A 14,888-nucleotide genomic window follows, 5' to 3' on the forward strand; every position below is an offset into this window, starting at 1 on the left:
TCAGAATCCTTTCGTTTGCTGTTTGATGTCGCCCTTGATGCCCGCATACTTCCTGAGGAAGTACGTCTGGCCCCGACCGGTGACCTTCGTCGTGCGGTTGATGGTCACATGTCCATCCGCATGGGTCACCGCCGTCTCCTTGATCCGGAACAGCCCCTGCTCCACCCAACGCTGCAAGGGCACGTTCCGGTTCTGCCCCGTCTTGCCCAGGTACCCGTCCTCACGCAGACGGACGAACAGGCGGTTCTGCCCGATCACATACCCGGCCTGCGTGAGCATCTTCGCCAGCTCGCCGATCAGGCACGTGCCATCCGACGCACTGACCGCGTCAGCGAACAGGACCTTCGGCCGCTGCTCCTCCAACTGGCCGGCCTGCCGGCTGATGGTCTCCTCCTGCTCGCGGATCCTGCTCTGCAGCCAGCGCATCGACGCGGCCAGCATCTGCTCCGGAGTCATCTGCTCCTGCCCGGCCATGTACCCGCCATGCTTGCGGATCGACGGGAGCACCTCGTGAGTGACCCAACGCTGGAACTCCTTCGCCTCCGGTTTGCGACTGCGCATGACGAGTTTGTACAAGCCTGGTTCACTTACAATCGTCTTGTTCGGGTTGCCTGGAATACCGTCGGAAATAGCGACGGTATTCTTCTCGTCGTCATCGAGAGCCGCAATCGCGTCACGATTGTTGCCGATGCCGAGGATGTCGCACACGTCCTTGGCAACGAACCAAGGCTCGCCGTCCTCGCCGGTGACAACCCTCACGGGGTCGCTCCCGTGGAACCTGTATGTCTCGATCTGCTTGCTCATCACTCGTCCTTCCCGTCGGTCGTACTGTTGACCGCGATGTCGATGAGGGTGATGCCGAACAGCCAGCAAGGCAGCATGAGCAGCCCCTCAACAGTGCCGACCACATGCAACGTGACGACACCCCAGACGAACCACACGCAAGCCCAGGCGCCCACCAGCATGAGCACCACGCCAACCACGAAACAGGACACGTCCCGCGCGGCCAACTGCGCATCCGTCAAATCCTTCGTTTCCTTCATCTCACTCCTCCATCTGCCTGATCCACCGGTCCATCGCCTCACGGCTCACCCGACGCTTGCCGGGCTTGCCGAACCGATTCGGTGGCCGGAACGTCTCCACATCGCCCTGCTCGATCGCGACCCGCAAGCCACGCACGTCCAGCGAATAGACCTGCGCGGCCTGCTCAGGCGACCAAGCCAGCCGCTCCCCCAACGGGACACGACTCGCATCCTTCTCCACGACACTCATCGCACGCCCCCAGTGAAGTGAAAATGCCGGGCGGCGTTAGGAGAACCGCCCGACCCCCTCCTAGAATCGTTCTCACCCCGCATGTCAGGAATGCGGGAACGATAGTTAGGAGAAGAGCTGATGAACGCAAACCCGTGGGCATGGACACTGCCGACGACACTGGTGGTCATCGGATGGGTCGTGTCACTGTTGATCGCCGCCGCCGGATGGTGGCAGGCATCGAAGAAGGACAAAGCCAACGCCGCAGCGGCACGGGAAAAGGCGGAGGCCGACGCGCGGCAGGCAGACAGGATGAATGCCATACTGAGATCGCGACTCGAAGCGGCGCAGGAATCCGTCAAGGCATTGGAAGCGCAAGTCACGCAATTGCAGGAAGCCAACCGGATAGCCGCGGAAGCCAACCCGTTCAGCGTTATTCCCTGGAGTGACGCCGAATCGGTCGGGCACGGTGAGTTCGCGGTGCGGAACAAAAGCGCGCGCGATGTAATCGTCACCAGCGTCACAGCGACGGACGAGCGACTCTCCACCCTGCTGTACTTTGATGGGGACACTCCATTCGTCTGCAAACCGAACGACCTGCTCGTATACGTCGCAATCGGTACATTCCAGACCGGAACACCGGATGTATCCATCGGGTGGCGGTGGGACGGGTCCGACGAAGAGCATGTCACCGTTCGCAAGAACATCAAATAGCCACGCATGTCATTCACCACCCAACATCGTCAGGAATTCGTGCAGGTTCACTTCCGCGATGGCCGGGAACACGACCGTCGCATGACCGTCAATTGGCGTGGCTGCGATTTTCAGCGGGTATTCCTCGAGATCGGCGACCAGCCCGCCGGAATGGGCGAAGAGATACGAGGCGATACGCTCAGACTTCTTCCTGTCCGCTATCAAGGCATCGATACGTATATATGCCATGTCATGCCTCCTCCTTGTCTTGTTTGAGCGCCCTGCTGATTTCGCGGCGCATGCCGAGCAGGTCGGTCTTGCTGACCGTCTCGGCCAGCTCGTCCTTGCCCGCGGTCTCCGAACCATGGAAGGTCACGCGGAACCGGTAGGTGCCGTCGGCGGCACCGGCCTTGACGGTGAACCCGCCGGATTCGAACCACCCCATCACTTGCCAACCCTTCCCGCTGCGACAGCCTCGAAATTCGCGTCGAGGATGGACTCGGTCAGGAAGTCCAGACGCTCCCTGAGCTTGAGGAGCTCCGAAAGGCTGAGGGTGATGTCACGCTTGCCGAGCCCCTCGCCGATGGTCAGCGTCCCCGCGACCGGCTCCCAGTGGGTGTGGTCGAAGACCGGTTTGAGGGTGATGGGCATCTCGCCCCGGTCGATGACCTCCCCGCCCAGCGGGCTGACGTCGAGCAGACGGCCCATCGCGGTCGGCGTCTCGACCGGCGCCTCGGCCGGCGCTTCGGACTCGGTGGTATTATGGTTTTCGAGAATCATTGTCAATACACCTTTCTGGTTCTCATCGCCCGCAGTTGCCGCTGCGGGCATTTTCTTTGTCGGCGAGCGCCGACTCGTTGATTGCCGCTGACAGCACCTCGATTGGATCGGCGCCGACGGCGTTGGACATGTCGAGGAAGACGCTGAGGTCTGGGTCTTTGGTGTTGAGCCACCGTGCGATGGTTGCGCGGTTGACCCCGAGCTCCGCGGCGATTTTGGTCTTGCGGCACTCGGCCAGAAGGAATCGCCGCTTGATGTCCGCCGCCGCCCTCTCCGCTATATCACGTGCTATCTTTGTCATGGCTCTAACTATATCACGTGCTATAGCACGTGCAACACGGCGTGTCGCATGTGCTATATTGTGGACATGGATAAAATCAAGCGCACCGCATGGGATCTTGCGGCAGCCGAATTCTTCGACTCGGCCATCGAATCGAAGGGATTGACCAATAAAGCAATCGAGCGCATGTCCGATGGGCGTATGGGCTACAACCGCGTCAGAGACATCCGCATGGGCTTGCGCGGTCCGATGCGTCTGTCAGAGCTCATCACGCTATGCACGATTCTTCAGATTTCACCGACTGAGACATTGAAGAAGATCATCGCCCGTGCAACGGATGAGATCGAGGCGGCCGAGTCCGTCTCCCCAGCCGGCGAGCGCCTGCCTGTCCCGCCCGTGTCCCCCGCCCCTTCCGGTACGCCCGCTGATGATGCGCCCGATGATGATGCGCCCCTATCCGCCCAAGAGATCATGACCATGGCGGCAAACACTGACCCCAACAGGGATGCGGAAGCCGAAACCCCAAGAGACTGAAGGAGGGTTGGACAATGTCGAGAAGGAAGAACAGGAAACCGAGGTTCACGCTCTCCCAGGGAGAAGCCGACCGTCTCATCGCACAGGTCAAGCACGCCGTGGACGATTTCTACCGCATGCCCGCCGAAGGGGAGAAGAACGCCGAATTCCACGTCCGCTCGGACACCGACGACGAGGACTTCACCATCGCCATGTACTGCGGGAGCATCAACCAGCATCGGCACACGATGTCGGCCCGCATCACCAAGCTCGGCGTCCCGTTGCTCAGGCTGTGTGTGAACGGCCAGCCGCACAGGAACCCGGACGGTCGGCGAGTCGGCCGCACGCACTGGCATGTGTACACGGAAGGTCTTGACGATTTGGTGGCTTTCCCGGCCGATTTAGGGTCGGACGGGTTCATTGACGATACCATTGAACTATTGGACAGGTTCCATGTGATACGCAAACCAAGTTTCCAAGGGAGCATGCTATGAGCACGACATATGCCGGCCGCCCCGGCTCGGGCGCGTCCGCCGTCGATGATCTGGTCGGCGAATACTCCGAGTGGCTCAGACGCGAATCGTCCGTGAGGTCGTTCGGCGAGTGGCGTGAAATCACCCTGCCGTTCGTGGACGATTCGAACGACGACCTGTGCTTCTACGCGAAGGACTCCGGCGGCTCCATCATGTTCACCGACGACGGTTTCACCCTCGAATCGTTCAGGATGGGCGGAGTAACCATCACCCCGGCAAGACGCGAGAGGATGGAACGCATCGCCAGACGGTTCGGCGCGAGCATCGTCAACGGCGACATCACCATGGAATCAGACAGGAACCACGCCGACGCCATGAACCGGTACGTCCAGACACTCACCCACATCGGCGGGATGATGGAGTCGGCGCAACGCCGGGTCTCGGAGTATTTCGCCGACGACGTCGCCGCGACGCTCGACAAGTGCGACGTGTTCTACACGCAGAGCGTGGGCGTCAGGGGCGTGTCGAACTACGAGCACAGCTTCGACTTCCTGTTCCAGCGGAGCGCGAACCACCCGACACGCTTCTGCCAGGCGCCGAACAACTTCGACAAGGACGCCGTCAAAACCATCATGTGGGACTGGGAGGACACGCGCAAGGCACCCGAACGCAGGGACTCCAAGCTCATCGTCATCGGCGACGACCGCGAAGGCCCGCTGCAATCCACGGCGTTCGACGCGTTCACGAACTGCGGCGTCACCGTGATCCCCTACTCGCAGCTCCCCGCGCGTGCACCGCAGGAACTGGCCGCCTGACCGCGCGCACGATTGTTTGCAGACAGAAGAAGGACATGCTAGCATGACCACTGACAGTGCCGCGCACGCGAGCGCCCCAGACGCAGCGAACCGGGCGCGGCCGTACAGCATCCCCCTAAGCCTCCTGACAATGCTCACACCTGGGGGATCATTCATATCCGGGCAGATGGCGAGCGCATGAGCGGGACACTGGTGCCGAATCGGCTGCATGCTGTTCCGCGCGTGCATGGTGTCGTGGAGCGTTTCACGGCCGGTGTGGGGCACTGTCCGGCATCATTGTCTGATGGTGTCCCGCTTACCCTGCCGGCGCTTGAGGACGAGGCCGCGTGCCTGGGCGTGCGCGTCACATGGCAGGAGCTGCCCGCCGGGTATTGCGGGGTGTACGACTGGACGCGCTGCAGGATCGTCCTGCACGACGGGCTCACGCCAGTACAAGCCCGCTGCACCCTGTGCCACGAGCTCGAGCACGTGCGGCACTTTGACCGCGTGTGCGGCGGCAAGGGCGAGGCGAGGGCGCGCAGACGCACCGCCCTGCGACTGGTCAGCCCGGTCGCCTACGCGGCCGCCGAACAGGTCTACGAGGGGAATACATGGCTCATGGCCGTGGAATTGGGGGTGACCGCGCAGGTCATCGACGACTACCGGAAGCTGCTGTACGATTCCGACGTGTGCGTGCAATAGTTTATACGCCTTTATACGTGCTTATAGAGCCTTATACCCGTTCGGATTCCTTATAAAAAAGACCCCGGCCACCCGCATACCGCGAGCGCCGGGGTTCTATCTCTAGAAGAGAGGGCCTGTTACGACATAGGGAAAACCCGGTTCACAAGTCGCTCTTGCGGATCGTGGCAGTGAGATATTTGATTCAGATGAAACTTCGTCAGCCTATGACGGGCGTCGGGACCGGCTTGGGCACGCAGAACCGGAAGTCGACGGCATGATCCTCGTCACCGTCCAGCGAAACATGCCAAGCGTAGTCTCCTGGCGGCAATGGCATGCCGTTGCCGAAATCGACCACGTTGATGCTCATTGCACCGATGTGTTTCGTCTGCTCAAGCCCAACAGTGCCTGGGTTAGCAGCTATCGTGAGTATCGCAGCATATCTAACGGCTTGCGGCGGCTGTCCGGGGAGATTGAAAAGATCACCGCTCTCGCCCCTCAGGGAAATCTCCAGCGACGTTTCCGCCGGACATGCCTCTGCAGGTACGTGAATCTGGGTAACGAGCGAGAACCTAGCAGTAAGTCCTGTGGGCGTGATGGGGAGTATGTTCCCGCCGATTCCCAGAATGTTCGCCTTCGCTCCGGAGGAATCCAAGGCCGCGTAGTCGGCCAGCATGACGTCGATGGTCGCAGATTCTGATATGGCACTCATGTCACGCCACCTGCAGTCTGCGGGTACGGTCGATGCTGATAATGGATTCCGTCTCTCCGGTGCGGGCCAATTCAATGCGGGACGTCCCCTGATCGGGAATTTGCAGGAACATGACGTTACTCGGCATCAGTCTCGCCCCGTTCTCCATGCGCTCGTCCACGATATTGGGCCTATTGCCATCGAAGTAGAAGGGGATGTCCTCGAGGGCAAGCTTCCTCGTGTCGTCGAATGTGTCCCCGACGGCGGAGAACCCCGGCATGTCCGGGGAGTCGGCCCACCATGCGCCCTTGTCACGGTGGTATACGATCTTCACTGATTTCACTTGTGCGCTCATTTGAGTATCTCCCGAATCTCGTCCTCCGACAGTCCGACGTCCTTAGCGAGGATTTTCCTCACCAATCCCGGCGGAACCGTCTGCCCGTCATGGAAGGCGAACGTTAAATCGGGCCTGCCGTTCGCCTTGAGCCTCCTGTGCGATCCGACGCGTCTGTCCTCTATGTATCCGAGGTGCGCGAGGATGCGCAGCAAGTCGGAGGACCTCATCGATGGATAGTTCACTCCCATGCGACGTTATCCTCCCTTGCCGAGGCCATATGGCAATATGTTTTCCATCTTGAATATAGCCCGATGCACCGTCTGCAGTCAACACGTCCGTGCCGCCAAATCGTCATGAACCGCCAAACACGTGTAAGAAACGGCCAAGAAAAACACGACCGCTAATCCTAATCCACGACCTCGGCTTCCACAATTTCGTTGCCACCTAGGTCGGGTATGGCGGCGGCCATGAGCTGGCCGAGCGAGGCGGCGTCGCGGTGCGTGTAGCGCATGGTCATCTGCATGCTGGTGTGGCCCATGACGGCTATGCGCGCGTCGTCCGGCATGTTCGCCCGTGCGGCCATCGTGGCCATCCAGTGCCTGGCCGAGTGGATCTTGACCTGCGGGAGTCCGGCTGCCTTCAGCGCCTTGCACCATTGGTATCGCTCAGTGCTGGAGCAGACGGGGTTGCCACGGGCGGATGTGAACACAAGCTCCCGGCTCCCGATGCCGTTGTCTCTAATCCGCTTCCACAAGCGTTCCCATAGGCTGCCGCTGACCGGAACGAATCGTTCGGCGGCAGGCGTCTTCGGGGTGGTGAGCCACAGCGTGCCGCTGAGGTGGGTCGCTTCCAGCCAATTGGGGATCTCGACCTCGCCCGGCCTTCCGTAGCGTTGGATCTGCTGGCGCACGTGGATGCCCGGCTGCCCGTCGCGCAGCTCCAGCTCGAACGGCATGATCGCGTACCGTTCACCCTCCCTCATACCGGTCTCGAACGCAACCTCGAACAGGAGCGCCCACATCTCGAGGTCCTCCTCCGCGGGACGCGCTCCGCGTCTGGCCAACGGCATGGAGGATGCGGCCTCGATCATGCGCCTGGGCTGTTCCGGGCCGAGCACGTCCACCACGCGCCGCTCCACCCTCGGCGGCTTGACCCTCCGGCACGGGTCGACGGGGATAAGTTCCTCAAGCTCCGCCTGGTCGAGCACCATCTTGAGGCTGACGAAATGGTCCTTGAGCGTGCTGGGCGCGAGCCGCTCCCCCAGGACGCGCATGCACCGGCGGATGTGCTCCGGCGTGAGGTCCTTGAGACGGACGTGCCCGATGACCTCGTTGCACGCCTTGAGCCGTCCTTCGCGGGTGCGGTATGTTGTCGGCTTGACCCGTGTCCGGTAGTCGGCGAGCCAGCGTTCCGTGTAGTCGGCGAGCTCCGGTGACTTGCCTCCGGGAAGCAGTCCGGTGCGTTCGAGTTCGGCGAGTTTCGCGTTGAACCGTGCGCGCGCATCCGCCTTGGTGCGGCCTTTGGCACCGACGGTCCTCCGCCTGCCCGTGGCGGGGTCACGCCCCAGGTCCTTGCGGTAATGCCAGACGCCGTTCGCGTCCTTGAACACGCTTCCGGATCCCTGTGTACGTCGCTTTGCCATGTCTGCTCCCTCCGGTGTTTTGGGAGCGCCCGAGCATGCCGGCGAGCGCCCTCGAAAGGGTACTCTAAAGGCACTCTATCGATGGCGACAACCGCCCGGAACGTGGCGGGAACGGCCTGTTCCGGTGCATTCAAAAACGGCGCGATTGCAACGTTCCGTGGGTTGGAATCGCTGGAATCGCGCCGTTTTGGCGGAGTATGTGGGACTACTTGGACACGTTGAACTTGAATTCGACGATGTCGCCGTCCTGCATCACGTAGTCACGTCCTTCAAGGCGGAGCTTGCCTTCCTCCTTGATGGTGTTCATCGAGCCGTTGGCTGCGACGAAGTCATCGTAGGAGACGATTTCGGCCTTGATGAAGCCACGCTCAAAATCGGTATGGATCACACCTGCCGCCTGCGGGGCGGTCCAGCCCTTGTGGATCTGCCAGGCACGCACTTCCTTCTCGCCTGCGGTCAGGAAGGTCTGCAACCCGAGGATGTCGAATCCGATACGGGCAAGCTGGTCGAGCCCGGATTCCTTCAATCCGGCATCCTCGAGCATTTCACGCGCATCCGCCTCGTCAAGCTCGGTCAGATCAGCTTCGAACTGGGCGTTGAGGAAAATCGCCTTCGCAGGGGCCACCAAATCGGTGAGCTTCTTGCGCAGCTGCTCATTGGACAGTTCGGCGTCGTCAACATTGAACACGTAGATGAACGGCTTGGCGGTCAGCAGGTGCAGGTCGTAGATGTCGTCCTTGTTGATCTTGCCTGCCTGGGCCGCGTGGTCGATGGTCTCGCCCGCCTCGAGGATCTTCTTCGCCTCGTTGACTGCGTTCACGTATTCAGGCGTGACCTTCTTGCCGCGCAGTTCCTTCTCGAGCTTCGGCAGCGCGTTTTCGATGGTCTGCAAATCGGCGAGGATGAGCTCGGTGTTGATTGTGTCGATGTCGTCGGCGGGATCGACCTTGCCGTTGACGTGCACGATGTCATCGTCCTCGAAGGCGCGCACGACCTCGCAGATCGCGTCGGCTTCACGGATGTTCGCGAGGAACTTGTTGCCCAGGCCCTCGCCCTCGGACGCACCCTTGACGATGCCGGCGATATCGACGAAGGTGACGGTCGCGGGCACGATCTTCTCGGTGTGGACGAGCTTGGCGAGCACCGGGAGGCGCTTGTCCGGCAGGGGCACGATGCCGGTGTTCGGCTCGATGGTGGCGAACGGATAGTTCTCCGCAAGCACGTTGTTGCGGGTCAGGGCGTTGAACATGGTGGACTTGCCGACGTTCGGCAGGCCGACGATTCCGATAGTTAAAGACATGCCTCCAGTCTAGGGCGGCGACCGACAATCCGCGCTGGCTGTCATGCACCACTGCGAGGAACTCGACATCCCATCGCATGCCATCACCCGCCGGCCCATCGTGCCTTCGTGCGCCCAAACCGCGCGAAATCATACCGTCAGGTCATCATCTTCCGCGTCCGAACGAACGTCCGCGATTCTCATGCCATATAATTTCTTCTGTGACATGCATGAGACGTCACACGCAAAGAGAGGAGACAATCATGGGATTCCTTCAACCAGACGAGCCTACCCGTCGCCCCGACGCAGGCACGGTTACCAATCAGCAATATCAGGAGTATCCAACAGCTGTCCAGCAGCAGGATCCTTCCCTATCTTCATCCAGTTCCCAATTAGGGGGGGGGGACGAAATTGATTCGTCGCCAGAACCATCGGAAACAACATGGTCTTCGTTTGCTACGGGGGGACAAAATTGATTCGTCGCCAGAACCATCGGAAACAACACGGTCTTCGTTTGCTACGGGGGGACAAAATTGATTCGTCGCCAGAACCATCACATGATGCCCCGGTCAACGAAAGCATAGTCGATTCGATAAAGCATTCACCAAAGATTCTCATCGCCACCTATGTTCTTCTCATCGTCGGAATCATCGGCTGGATCACGCCGATGAAACCACTGGGCGGCTCCTGTGCCTTGATAGGCATCATCGTCGGAATCGTCAGCCTCATCAAGAACCGGAACGAGGCATCCTTCAAGCGCAATTCCATTATCAGCATCATCCTATGCATTGTCGCGCTATTCGGATGTGTGCTGACCTCGCCATCGTCCTCAAGCGAACCCTCGGCCACATCATCGCAAACCTCGCAATCCTCATCCGTCAGCCCAAGCGCCTCGACACCGGCCGCTTCGTCGGCCGAGGCATCATCGTCTTCGCCCACACCGGACCCTGAACTCCTGCAAGCGCAGCAGTCCCTCCAGGCAAAAATCACCGAGGCCGGCAATCTCCTGTCATCATCAGAGAACCAGGTCGCCGATGACTCGACAAGGACAGCTCTCACCCAGGCGATTGACAATGCGAACGCCGTGTCATCCACTGACCCCGCTGACTATGCGGCGGCTGAGCAATCGCTCCAATCCGCGATGGACGCAGTCCAATCCAGCGAAGCGCAGAAACAAGCCGCTGATGCTGCCGCGCAGCAGGCTGCGCAAGAACAGGCACAGCGGCAAGCCGCGCAAGAGCAAGCACAGCGGCAAGCCGCGCAGGAACAGGCACAGCACAACGCAGCTCGCGACACGCAAACCACTACAACCAACACGGGGAAAACCGTGAAGCGCGGACAATTCTGCAGCAAATCGCGAATCGGAGAAACCGCCGCTGCATCCAACGGTGGTATCGCCACATGCACTTCGGAAGGCCCCCGGGCCCGCTGGAAGTGAACGCGTTCCCATGCCCCGTCGCCCACATCGAATGGTTTCATGCTGACTTGGCCGACACCATGCCAGCATGAAACCGACTGTGCGCCACCGAGCGTCGACCGATGACCACCACCCAGCGAGATACCCGCATGGGCAGGACCCGCCCATCCCCAACGGTCCTATCGGCAATCTGGCGGCGGGATCCGTCATGCGCGATAATAATGCACACGTGGAACGTAACCACGAAAACGAGTGGACTCAGAGAGGAGTTCTTATAGGATACGCATTGGTGACCGGAGCGACGAGCGGAATAGGTAGGGAATTCGCTTCGATTCTGGCGCAACATGGCAAGGATGTGATTGTGGTTGCCCGCAGGGAGAACGCACTGAAGGCTCTGGCGGCGCAGTTGCATGAGCAGCATGGGGTGCACGCCGTCGCAGTGGCGATTGACCTGACGGAGGAGGATTCCGCCGACGAGCTGTTTTCACTGACGCAGGATGCCGGTTACTTCGTCGATACGCTTGTCAACAACGCAGGATTCGGGGATCTGACGGGTTTCCTTGACTCAAACTGGCATCGCAGCCGCGACCTCATGGAGCTCAACATGATCACGCTCACCCACCTGACGTACTTGTATGGCCGCGAGATGAGGAAGCATCACTTCGGGCGCATCCTCAACGTCGCATCCGTTGCGGCAGCGTTCGCCGGGCCCAACATGGCGCTGTATTACGCGTCGAAGGCTTTCGTGCTGAGCTTCACCGAAGCCGTGGCAGAGGAAGTGCGCGGCACGGGCCTGAGCGTGACAGCCCTGTGCCCCGGTCCGACCGGCACGTCATTCGGCGTGAACGCACGCATGGAGGGACGCAATTTCCTCACGATGGTCGAGCCCATGAGCCCCAAGGCCGTGGTGCAACGCGGATACCGTGCGATGATGACTGGCCGCACCGCCGTCTACGTGGGGCCGGTGACCAAGGTGGGCTTCTTCGCGGCACGCATCCTGCCCCGCCGTGTGACGCGCGCCATCTGCAAGTGGGCGAACGGCACGCCCGGCAGGCCGGCGTTCTGACGCTGGCAGGAACGCGCTGGCGTGCGGCGCCACATTATTGCAAGGCACCACACGCCAGCACAGTCGCTGAATGCCGCTCAGTCGCCCATGACGGCATCGACGGCACTCATCACATCCCCGCGGAAGCCTCGCAGTTCAAGCGCTTCCACGCCGCGGATCGTGGCGCCGCCAGGAGAGCACACGGCGTCCTTCATCGCAGCCGGAATCTTCCCTGTCTCAACCTGCAAGGCGCCCGTGCCCTCCACCATCGCCGACACCAAGCGGTCTGCGGCGGCGCGAGGAATGCCATGCTTGACTGCGGCATCGGAGAGCGCTTCGATGAACATGGCTGCGTACGCCGGCGCGCAACTGGTGACGGTGCCCGCTTGGTACAGCATGGACGTATCGAGGAATTCGACGAGTGCGATAGGGTCGAAAAGGGAGTGGAAATTGACGATTTCCTCGTCGGTGAGACTATGCGTGTTCTCTGCCACCACAACGCCTTTGCCTGCAGCAATCGGCGTGTTCGGCACGATGGACAGGTGGTGCGTGCCAGGGGCGAGCACCTTCTCGTAGCTTTCGTAATCCCAGCCCCACACGATGGAGATGACCGTGGTCTCGGATGCGGCGAGCGCCTGGCGGCGGCCGGTGCCACGATTTGCATCGTCAACACCGGCCACCACCGCAAACATCAAGGAACCGTCAGCCTTCCACGGCCTGTACCGCGGAAATCACGTCGCCGCGGAACCCGTGCTGTTCCAACGCGACCACGCCGCGGATGGTCGCGCCGCCCGGAGAGCAGACCGCATCCTTCATGGCCGCGGGCAGCCGCCCGTCACTGACTTGCAACGCGCCCGTACCCTCGACCATTTTCGCGGCAAGCCGGTACGCGCTGGCACGCTTGAGCCCATACTGTACGCCCGCGTCGGCGAGCGCCTCGATGTACATCGCGGTGAACGCCGGAGCGCAGCTGGAAATGGTACCTGCTTGGGACATGTGCGCAGTGTCGACGGTTTCGAGCATGCTGACCGGCTCGAGCAGCGCGCGGACAAGCCCCGCCTGGTAGTCGGTGAGATTGTGCTTGTCTTCGACGACGCTGACGCCTTGGCCGACGGCGATCGGCGTGTTGGGGATGATGGAGATGTGCGGGGTATGATCCTCGAGCACGGTTTCAAGGCGGTCGAAAGTCCATCCCCAGGCCACGCATACGACGATGCTGTTGGCCAGTTCATGCAGGATTGGGGTCACGACCTCTTCGATGAGGTTCGGTTTGACGGCGAGGATGACGATATCGCTCGCTGCGGCGACCTCGGTGGCGTTATGCATCGGGCGCACGCCGAGCGCGGACGTGCTGTCCACGAGCTTGTCGTAATGTCCTGCACAGGCGAGAATCTGCCCGCCTTCGAGGACTCCCCCGTCTACAAAGCCTTGGGCCATGGCCTGCGCCATGGCGCCGTAACCGATGAATCCGACGGTGATGTCGCTCAGTTGCTGGGTCATTGGGTTCCTTTCTTGGGTTGTTCGCCGGCGCTATGCCGGCCCGGATGCGTTCGGGCGCGGTTGCGGGCCGCGCCGGGCTGGTCACTTGATGCCGGCGAGGTCTCCCCGTCCCAGGGCTTCCCGGTATTCGCGCGTGAAAACCCGCGGGTCGGTGCGCAACCCGTCATGCTCATACTCGTTGGTCGCCCAGTAGTGGCTGTTGCCGACACGGGACAGGGTATCAAGCTGAAGTGTCGAATCAACGTACATGTCGTCCACGTAGACGGTCGCCTGCAGCGGCACCTCGTTACGAGCGAGCTGGTCGGCGTCGTAGATCTTGCCGAAATGCGTGTCCTGCATGAGGATGTCCATCGCTGCAGCGAATGGGCGCAGCGCCTGCTCTTGCCGGAACATCCACGGGAAAATCGCTTCCCCGGTGAACAGCAACGGCCGTGCGGATACGGAGAATTGAGGGCGGATGTCGTAGGCGCGTTGGGCAGCCCAGTTGACCGGATGTTCGAGCTCGCCGTCGGCGTAAATGAATTCCTGAAGCGGCCAGTACAGGGGGCGGGATGCGGTCGTGTCCATCACATGGGTGAGGAATTCGTCGGACAGCGGTGACGAGCTGTCCGCGGAACCATCGCCGTCAACGAAAGCCTCGTCGAACAGCCAGTGAATCTGTTCGAAACTCGGTTTCATACCGAACCCGCCACCCAAAGTCTGCACGCGTTCGACGGTCAGCGGGTCGCCGTTGGGCAGCGCCACTCCCCCTTGGGCCACCCGGTCGGCAACGGCGGCGACACGCTCGCGGTCTTGCGGATAGCGCGCGTAATACTCCATGGTCTTCGATTCCATACGCGGGAAGGTGTGCGTGTATACGTCGTCAGGGTCAGCCGGCACATGCGGGATGCCGCCGTTGGTGAAGCATGCAGCCAATCCTTGCGGGAACAGGGACAGGTAGCTCAAGGTCAGGAACCCGCCGTAGCTCTGCCCGAGCGTGACCCACTTGCGGCCGCCAAACACACTCAGGCGCAGATGCTCGAAGTCCCGGATAATCGAATCGGCAAGGAAACGCTTGAGATATGCCGCCTGTGCCTGCGCGTCCCCGATACGGGACATGACGTGCGAATCGACACGCGAGGAACGCCCGGTGCCGCGCTGGTCAGGCAACACGACACGGAAATGCTTCAACGCTTCGGCAAGCCACGCGTCCCCGCCGCCGTCAGCCATCGGGCGCGGGCCCGCACCGCCCGGCCCGCCCTGCAGGAACAGCAGCAGCGGCAGATCCTCATGCTCGCGACCCGCTTCGCACACCACCCGGTAGAACAGCCGAATCGTCTCGCCCGACACCGATTGCCCGGGCGTGTCGCCACGCCAGTCCAGCGGCACGTCAATCGCATGGTCCTCGATATACCGTCCCGGAACGTAATTCTGTGCCAACGCCGTCACCGTGTGCCTCCCGAATAAGTCCTGCCAGCAATCCGTTAAGCCAACCATAGCGCCACCCCGGCCTTTCATCCTCGCGCATGATGG

At 61.4% G+C, this 14,888-nt stretch carries 22 protein-coding genes; 7 read left to right on the forward strand and 15 right to left on the reverse strand.

Features of this window, described 5'->3' with window-relative positions; all coding sequences use genetic code 11:
• The 3 genes from K315_RS0104700 to K315_RS0104710 are packed head-to-tail and all read right to left on the reverse strand — an operon-like array spanning position 1 to position 1,272.
• Positions 1-804 carry a phage antirepressor KilAC domain-containing protein gene (locus K315_RS0104700; RefSeq protein WP_029576406.1) on the reverse strand — a complete coding sequence of 268 codons (804 nt, stop codon included), beginning with the start codon at positions 802-804 and terminating at the stop codon, positions 1-3.
• Positions 804-1,043: a hypothetical protein gene (locus tag K315_RS0104705; RefSeq protein ID WP_029576407.1), complete on the reverse strand. Its 240-nt coding sequence runs from the start codon at positions 1,041-1,043 to the stop codon at positions 804-806. Before K315_RS0104705 ends, K315_RS0104700 begins: the two co-directional genes overlap by 1 nt.
• A 1-nt stretch (position 1,044) precedes the next feature.
• Positions 1,045-1,272 (reverse strand): hypothetical protein, encoded by a 228-nt coding sequence (locus tag K315_RS0104710; RefSeq protein ID WP_029576408.1) that lies wholly within the window; start codon positions 1,270-1,272, stop codon positions 1,045-1,047.
• A 120-nt stretch (positions 1,273-1,392) separates the two neighbouring features.
• Here K315_RS0104710 and K315_RS0104715 point away from each other — a divergent pair, with 120 nt between their 5' ends.
• Positions 1,393-1,965 carry a hypothetical protein gene (locus K315_RS0104715; protein WP_029576409.1) on the forward strand — a complete coding sequence of 191 codons (573 nt, stop codon included), beginning with the start codon at positions 1,393-1,395 and terminating at the stop codon, positions 1,963-1,965.
• 9 nt (positions 1,966-1,974) lie between these two features.
• Here K315_RS0104715 and K315_RS0104720 read toward each other — a convergent pair whose 3' ends face one another.
• The 4 genes from K315_RS0104720 to K315_RS0104735 are packed head-to-tail and all read right to left on the reverse strand — an operon-like array spanning position 1,975 to position 3,025.
• Positions 1,975-2,193: a hypothetical protein gene (locus tag K315_RS0104720; protein WP_029576410.1), complete on the reverse strand. Its 219-nt coding sequence runs from the start codon at positions 2,191-2,193 to the stop codon at positions 1,975-1,977.
• Between the two features lies 1 nt (position 2,194).
• Complete coding sequence (locus K315_RS0104725) at positions 2,195-2,389, reverse strand: hypothetical protein (RefSeq protein ID WP_029576411.1); 195 nt, start codon at positions 2,387-2,389, stop codon at positions 2,195-2,197.
• Entirely contained in the window at positions 2,389-2,724 is a 336-nt protein-coding gene (locus K315_RS0104730) for a hypothetical protein (protein ID WP_029576412.1), read from the reverse strand. The genes K315_RS0104725 and K315_RS0104730 overlap by 1 nt, the downstream gene beginning before the upstream one ends.
• Before the next feature lie 22 nt (positions 2,725-2,746).
• Entirely contained in the window at positions 2,747-3,025 is a 279-nt protein-coding gene (locus K315_RS0104735) for a hypothetical protein (RefSeq protein WP_029576413.1), read from the reverse strand.
• A gap of 66 nt (positions 3,026-3,091) precedes the next feature.
• Between K315_RS0104735 and K315_RS0104740 the strand changes: the two genes are divergently transcribed.
• From K315_RS0104740 to K315_RS09450, 4 genes are all read left to right on the forward strand, one after another.
• Positions 3,092-3,538, forward strand: coding sequence for a hypothetical protein (locus K315_RS0104740; protein WP_152571399.1), 447 nt, complete (start codon positions 3,092-3,094; stop codon positions 3,536-3,538).
• A gap of 14 nt (positions 3,539-3,552) precedes the next feature.
• Positions 3,553-4,011, forward strand: a complete 459-nt coding sequence (locus K315_RS0104745; RefSeq protein WP_029576415.1) for a DUF6978 family protein — start codon at positions 3,553-3,555, stop codon at positions 4,009-4,011.
• Positions 4,008-4,805 carry a DUF1829 domain-containing protein gene (locus K315_RS0104750; protein ID WP_029576416.1) on the forward strand — a complete coding sequence of 266 codons (798 nt, stop codon included), beginning with the start codon at positions 4,008-4,010 and terminating at the stop codon, positions 4,803-4,805. Before K315_RS0104745 ends, K315_RS0104750 begins: the two co-directional genes overlap by 4 nt.
• A gap of 177 nt (positions 4,806-4,982) precedes the next feature.
• Positions 4,983-5,486 carry a M78 family metallopeptidase domain-containing protein gene (locus K315_RS09450; protein WP_029576417.1) on the forward strand — a complete coding sequence of 168 codons (504 nt, stop codon included), beginning with the start codon at positions 4,983-4,985 and terminating at the stop codon, positions 5,484-5,486.
• Between the two features lie 199 nt (positions 5,487-5,685).
• Here K315_RS09450 and K315_RS0104760 read toward each other — a convergent pair whose 3' ends face one another.
• The 5 genes from K315_RS0104760 to ychF form a co-directional block, all read right to left on the reverse strand.
• Entirely contained in the window at positions 5,686-6,177 is a 492-nt protein-coding gene (locus K315_RS0104760) for a hypothetical protein (RefSeq protein WP_029576418.1), read from the reverse strand.
• 1 nt (position 6,178) lies between these two features.
• On the reverse strand, positions 6,179-6,511 hold the full coding sequence (locus K315_RS0104765) for a type II toxin-antitoxin system HicB family antitoxin (protein WP_029576419.1): 333 nt from the start codon (positions 6,509-6,511) through the stop codon (positions 6,179-6,181).
• Positions 6,508-6,741 (reverse strand): type II toxin-antitoxin system HicA family toxin, encoded by a 234-nt coding sequence (locus tag K315_RS0104770; protein WP_029576420.1) that lies wholly within the window; start codon positions 6,739-6,741, stop codon positions 6,508-6,510. Before K315_RS0104770 ends, K315_RS0104765 begins: the two co-directional genes overlap by 4 nt.
• 158 nt (positions 6,742-6,899) lie before the next feature.
• Positions 6,900-8,135, reverse strand: a complete 1,236-nt coding sequence (locus K315_RS0104775) for a site-specific integrase (RefSeq protein WP_029576421.1) — start codon at positions 8,133-8,135, stop codon at positions 6,900-6,902.
• A 205-nt stretch (positions 8,136-8,340) separates the two neighbouring features.
• A complete protein-coding gene (ychF, locus tag K315_RS0104780) occupies positions 8,341-9,435 on the reverse strand; it encodes a redox-regulated ATPase YchF (RefSeq protein ID WP_029576422.1) in 1,095 nt (364 codons plus the stop codon).
• 646 nt (positions 9,436-10,081) lie between these two features.
• Between ychF and K315_RS0104790 the strand changes: the two genes are divergently transcribed.
• The gene (locus tag K315_RS0104790; protein ID WP_152571400.1) at positions 10,082-10,852 is read left to right on the forward strand and encodes a hypothetical protein; all 771 of its coding nucleotides are present in this window, start codon (positions 10,082-10,084) and stop codon (positions 10,850-10,852) included.
• A 268-nt stretch (positions 10,853-11,120) separates the two neighbouring features.
• The gene (locus tag K315_RS0104795; protein WP_238556444.1) at positions 11,121-11,897 is read left to right on the forward strand and encodes an SDR family NAD(P)-dependent oxidoreductase; all 777 of its coding nucleotides are present in this window, start codon (positions 11,121-11,123) and stop codon (positions 11,895-11,897) included.
• 77 nt (positions 11,898-11,974) lie between these two features.
• Here the strand turns inward: K315_RS0104795 and K315_RS0104800 are convergent, their stop codons facing one another.
• The 3 genes from K315_RS0104800 to K315_RS0104810 all read right to left on the reverse strand — a co-directional run bounded on the left by K315_RS0104800 (position 11,975) and on the right by K315_RS0104810 (position 14,804).
• Entirely contained in the window at positions 11,975-12,568 is a 594-nt protein-coding gene (locus K315_RS0104800; RefSeq protein ID WP_029576425.1) for a pyrroline-5-carboxylate reductase dimerization domain-containing protein, read from the reverse strand.
• 10 nt (positions 12,569-12,578) lie between these two features.
• On the reverse strand, positions 12,579-13,376 hold the full coding sequence (proC, locus tag K315_RS0104805) for a pyrroline-5-carboxylate reductase (protein WP_029576426.1): 798 nt from the start codon (positions 13,374-13,376) through the stop codon (positions 12,579-12,581).
• An 81-nt stretch (positions 13,377-13,457) separates the two neighbouring features.
• Positions 13,458-14,804 (reverse strand): alpha/beta fold hydrolase, encoded by a 1,347-nt coding sequence (locus K315_RS0104810; RefSeq protein ID WP_029576427.1) that lies wholly within the window; start codon positions 14,802-14,804, stop codon positions 13,458-13,460.
• Positions 14,805-14,888 lie beyond the last annotated feature (84 nt).

The sequence above is a fragment of the Bifidobacterium thermacidophilum subsp. thermacidophilum DSM 15837 genome (assembly GCF_000426425.1).
GTDB classification, from domain to species: Bacteria; Actinomycetota; Actinomycetes; order Actinomycetales; family Bifidobacteriaceae; genus Bifidobacterium; species Bifidobacterium thermacidophilum.

What these genes read in the sequence shown, in the direction of transcription:
- K315_RS0104700 (WP_029576406.1), bottom strand. Translation starts at nt 804, where the DNA reads ATGAGCAAGCAGATCGAGACATACAGGTTCCACGGGAGCGACCCCGTG.
- K315_RS0104705 (WP_029576407.1), bottom strand. Translation starts at nt 1,043, where the DNA reads ATGAAGGAAACGAAGGATTTGACGGATGCGCAGTTGGCCGCGCGGGAC.
- K315_RS0104710 (WP_029576408.1), bottom strand. Translation starts at nt 1,272, where the DNA reads ATGAGTGTCGTGGAGAAGGATGCGAGTCGTGTCCCGTTGGGGGAGCGG.
- K315_RS0104715 (WP_029576409.1), top strand. Translation starts at nt 1,393, where the DNA reads ATGAACGCAAACCCGTGGGCATGGACACTGCCGACGACACTGGTGGTC.
- K315_RS0104720 (WP_029576410.1), bottom strand. Translation starts at nt 2,193, where the DNA reads ATGGCATATATACGTATCGATGCCTTGATAGCGGACAGGAAGAAGTCT.
- K315_RS0104725 (WP_029576411.1), bottom strand. Translation starts at nt 2,389, where the DNA reads ATGGGGTGGTTCGAATCCGGCGGGTTCACCGTCAAGGCCGGTGCCGCC.
- K315_RS0104730 (WP_029576412.1), bottom strand. Translation starts at nt 2,724, where the DNA reads ATGATTCTCGAAAACCATAATACCACCGAGTCCGAAGCGCCGGCCGAG.
- K315_RS0104735 (WP_029576413.1), bottom strand. Translation starts at nt 3,025, where the DNA reads ATGACAAAGATAGCACGTGATATAGCGGAGAGGGCGGCGGCGGACATC.
- K315_RS0104740 (WP_152571399.1), top strand. Translation starts at nt 3,092, where the DNA reads ATGGATAAAATCAAGCGCACCGCATGGGATCTTGCGGCAGCCGAATTC.
- K315_RS0104745 (WP_029576415.1), top strand. Translation starts at nt 3,553, where the DNA reads ATGTCGAGAAGGAAGAACAGGAAACCGAGGTTCACGCTCTCCCAGGGA.
- K315_RS0104750 (WP_029576416.1), top strand. Translation starts at nt 4,008, where the DNA reads ATGAGCACGACATATGCCGGCCGCCCCGGCTCGGGCGCGTCCGCCGTC.
- K315_RS09450 (WP_029576417.1), top strand. Translation starts at nt 4,983, where the DNA reads ATGAGCGGGACACTGGTGCCGAATCGGCTGCATGCTGTTCCGCGCGTG.
- K315_RS0104760 (WP_029576418.1), bottom strand. Translation starts at nt 6,177, where the DNA reads ATGAGTGCCATATCAGAATCTGCGACCATCGACGTCATGCTGGCCGAC.
- K315_RS0104765 (WP_029576419.1), bottom strand. Translation starts at nt 6,511, where the DNA reads ATGAGCGCACAAGTGAAATCAGTGAAGATCGTATACCACCGTGACAAG.
- K315_RS0104770 (WP_029576420.1), bottom strand. Translation starts at nt 6,741, where the DNA reads ATGGGAGTGAACTATCCATCGATGAGGTCCTCCGACTTGCTGCGCATC.
- K315_RS0104775 (WP_029576421.1), bottom strand. Translation starts at nt 8,135, where the DNA reads ATGGCAAAGCGACGTACACAGGGATCCGGAAGCGTGTTCAAGGACGCG.
- ychF (WP_029576422.1), bottom strand. Translation starts at nt 9,435, where the DNA reads ATGTCTTTAACTATCGGAATCGTCGGCCTGCCGAACGTCGGCAAGTCC.
- K315_RS0104790 (WP_152571400.1), top strand. Translation starts at nt 10,082, where the DNA reads ATGAAACCACTGGGCGGCTCCTGTGCCTTGATAGGCATCATCGTCGGA.
- K315_RS0104800 (WP_029576425.1), bottom strand. Translation starts at nt 12,568, where the DNA reads ATGTTTGCGGTGGTGGCCGGTGTTGACGATGCAAATCGTGGCACCGGC.
- proC (WP_029576426.1), bottom strand. Translation starts at nt 13,376, where the DNA reads ATGACCCAGCAACTGAGCGACATCACCGTCGGATTCATCGGTTACGGC.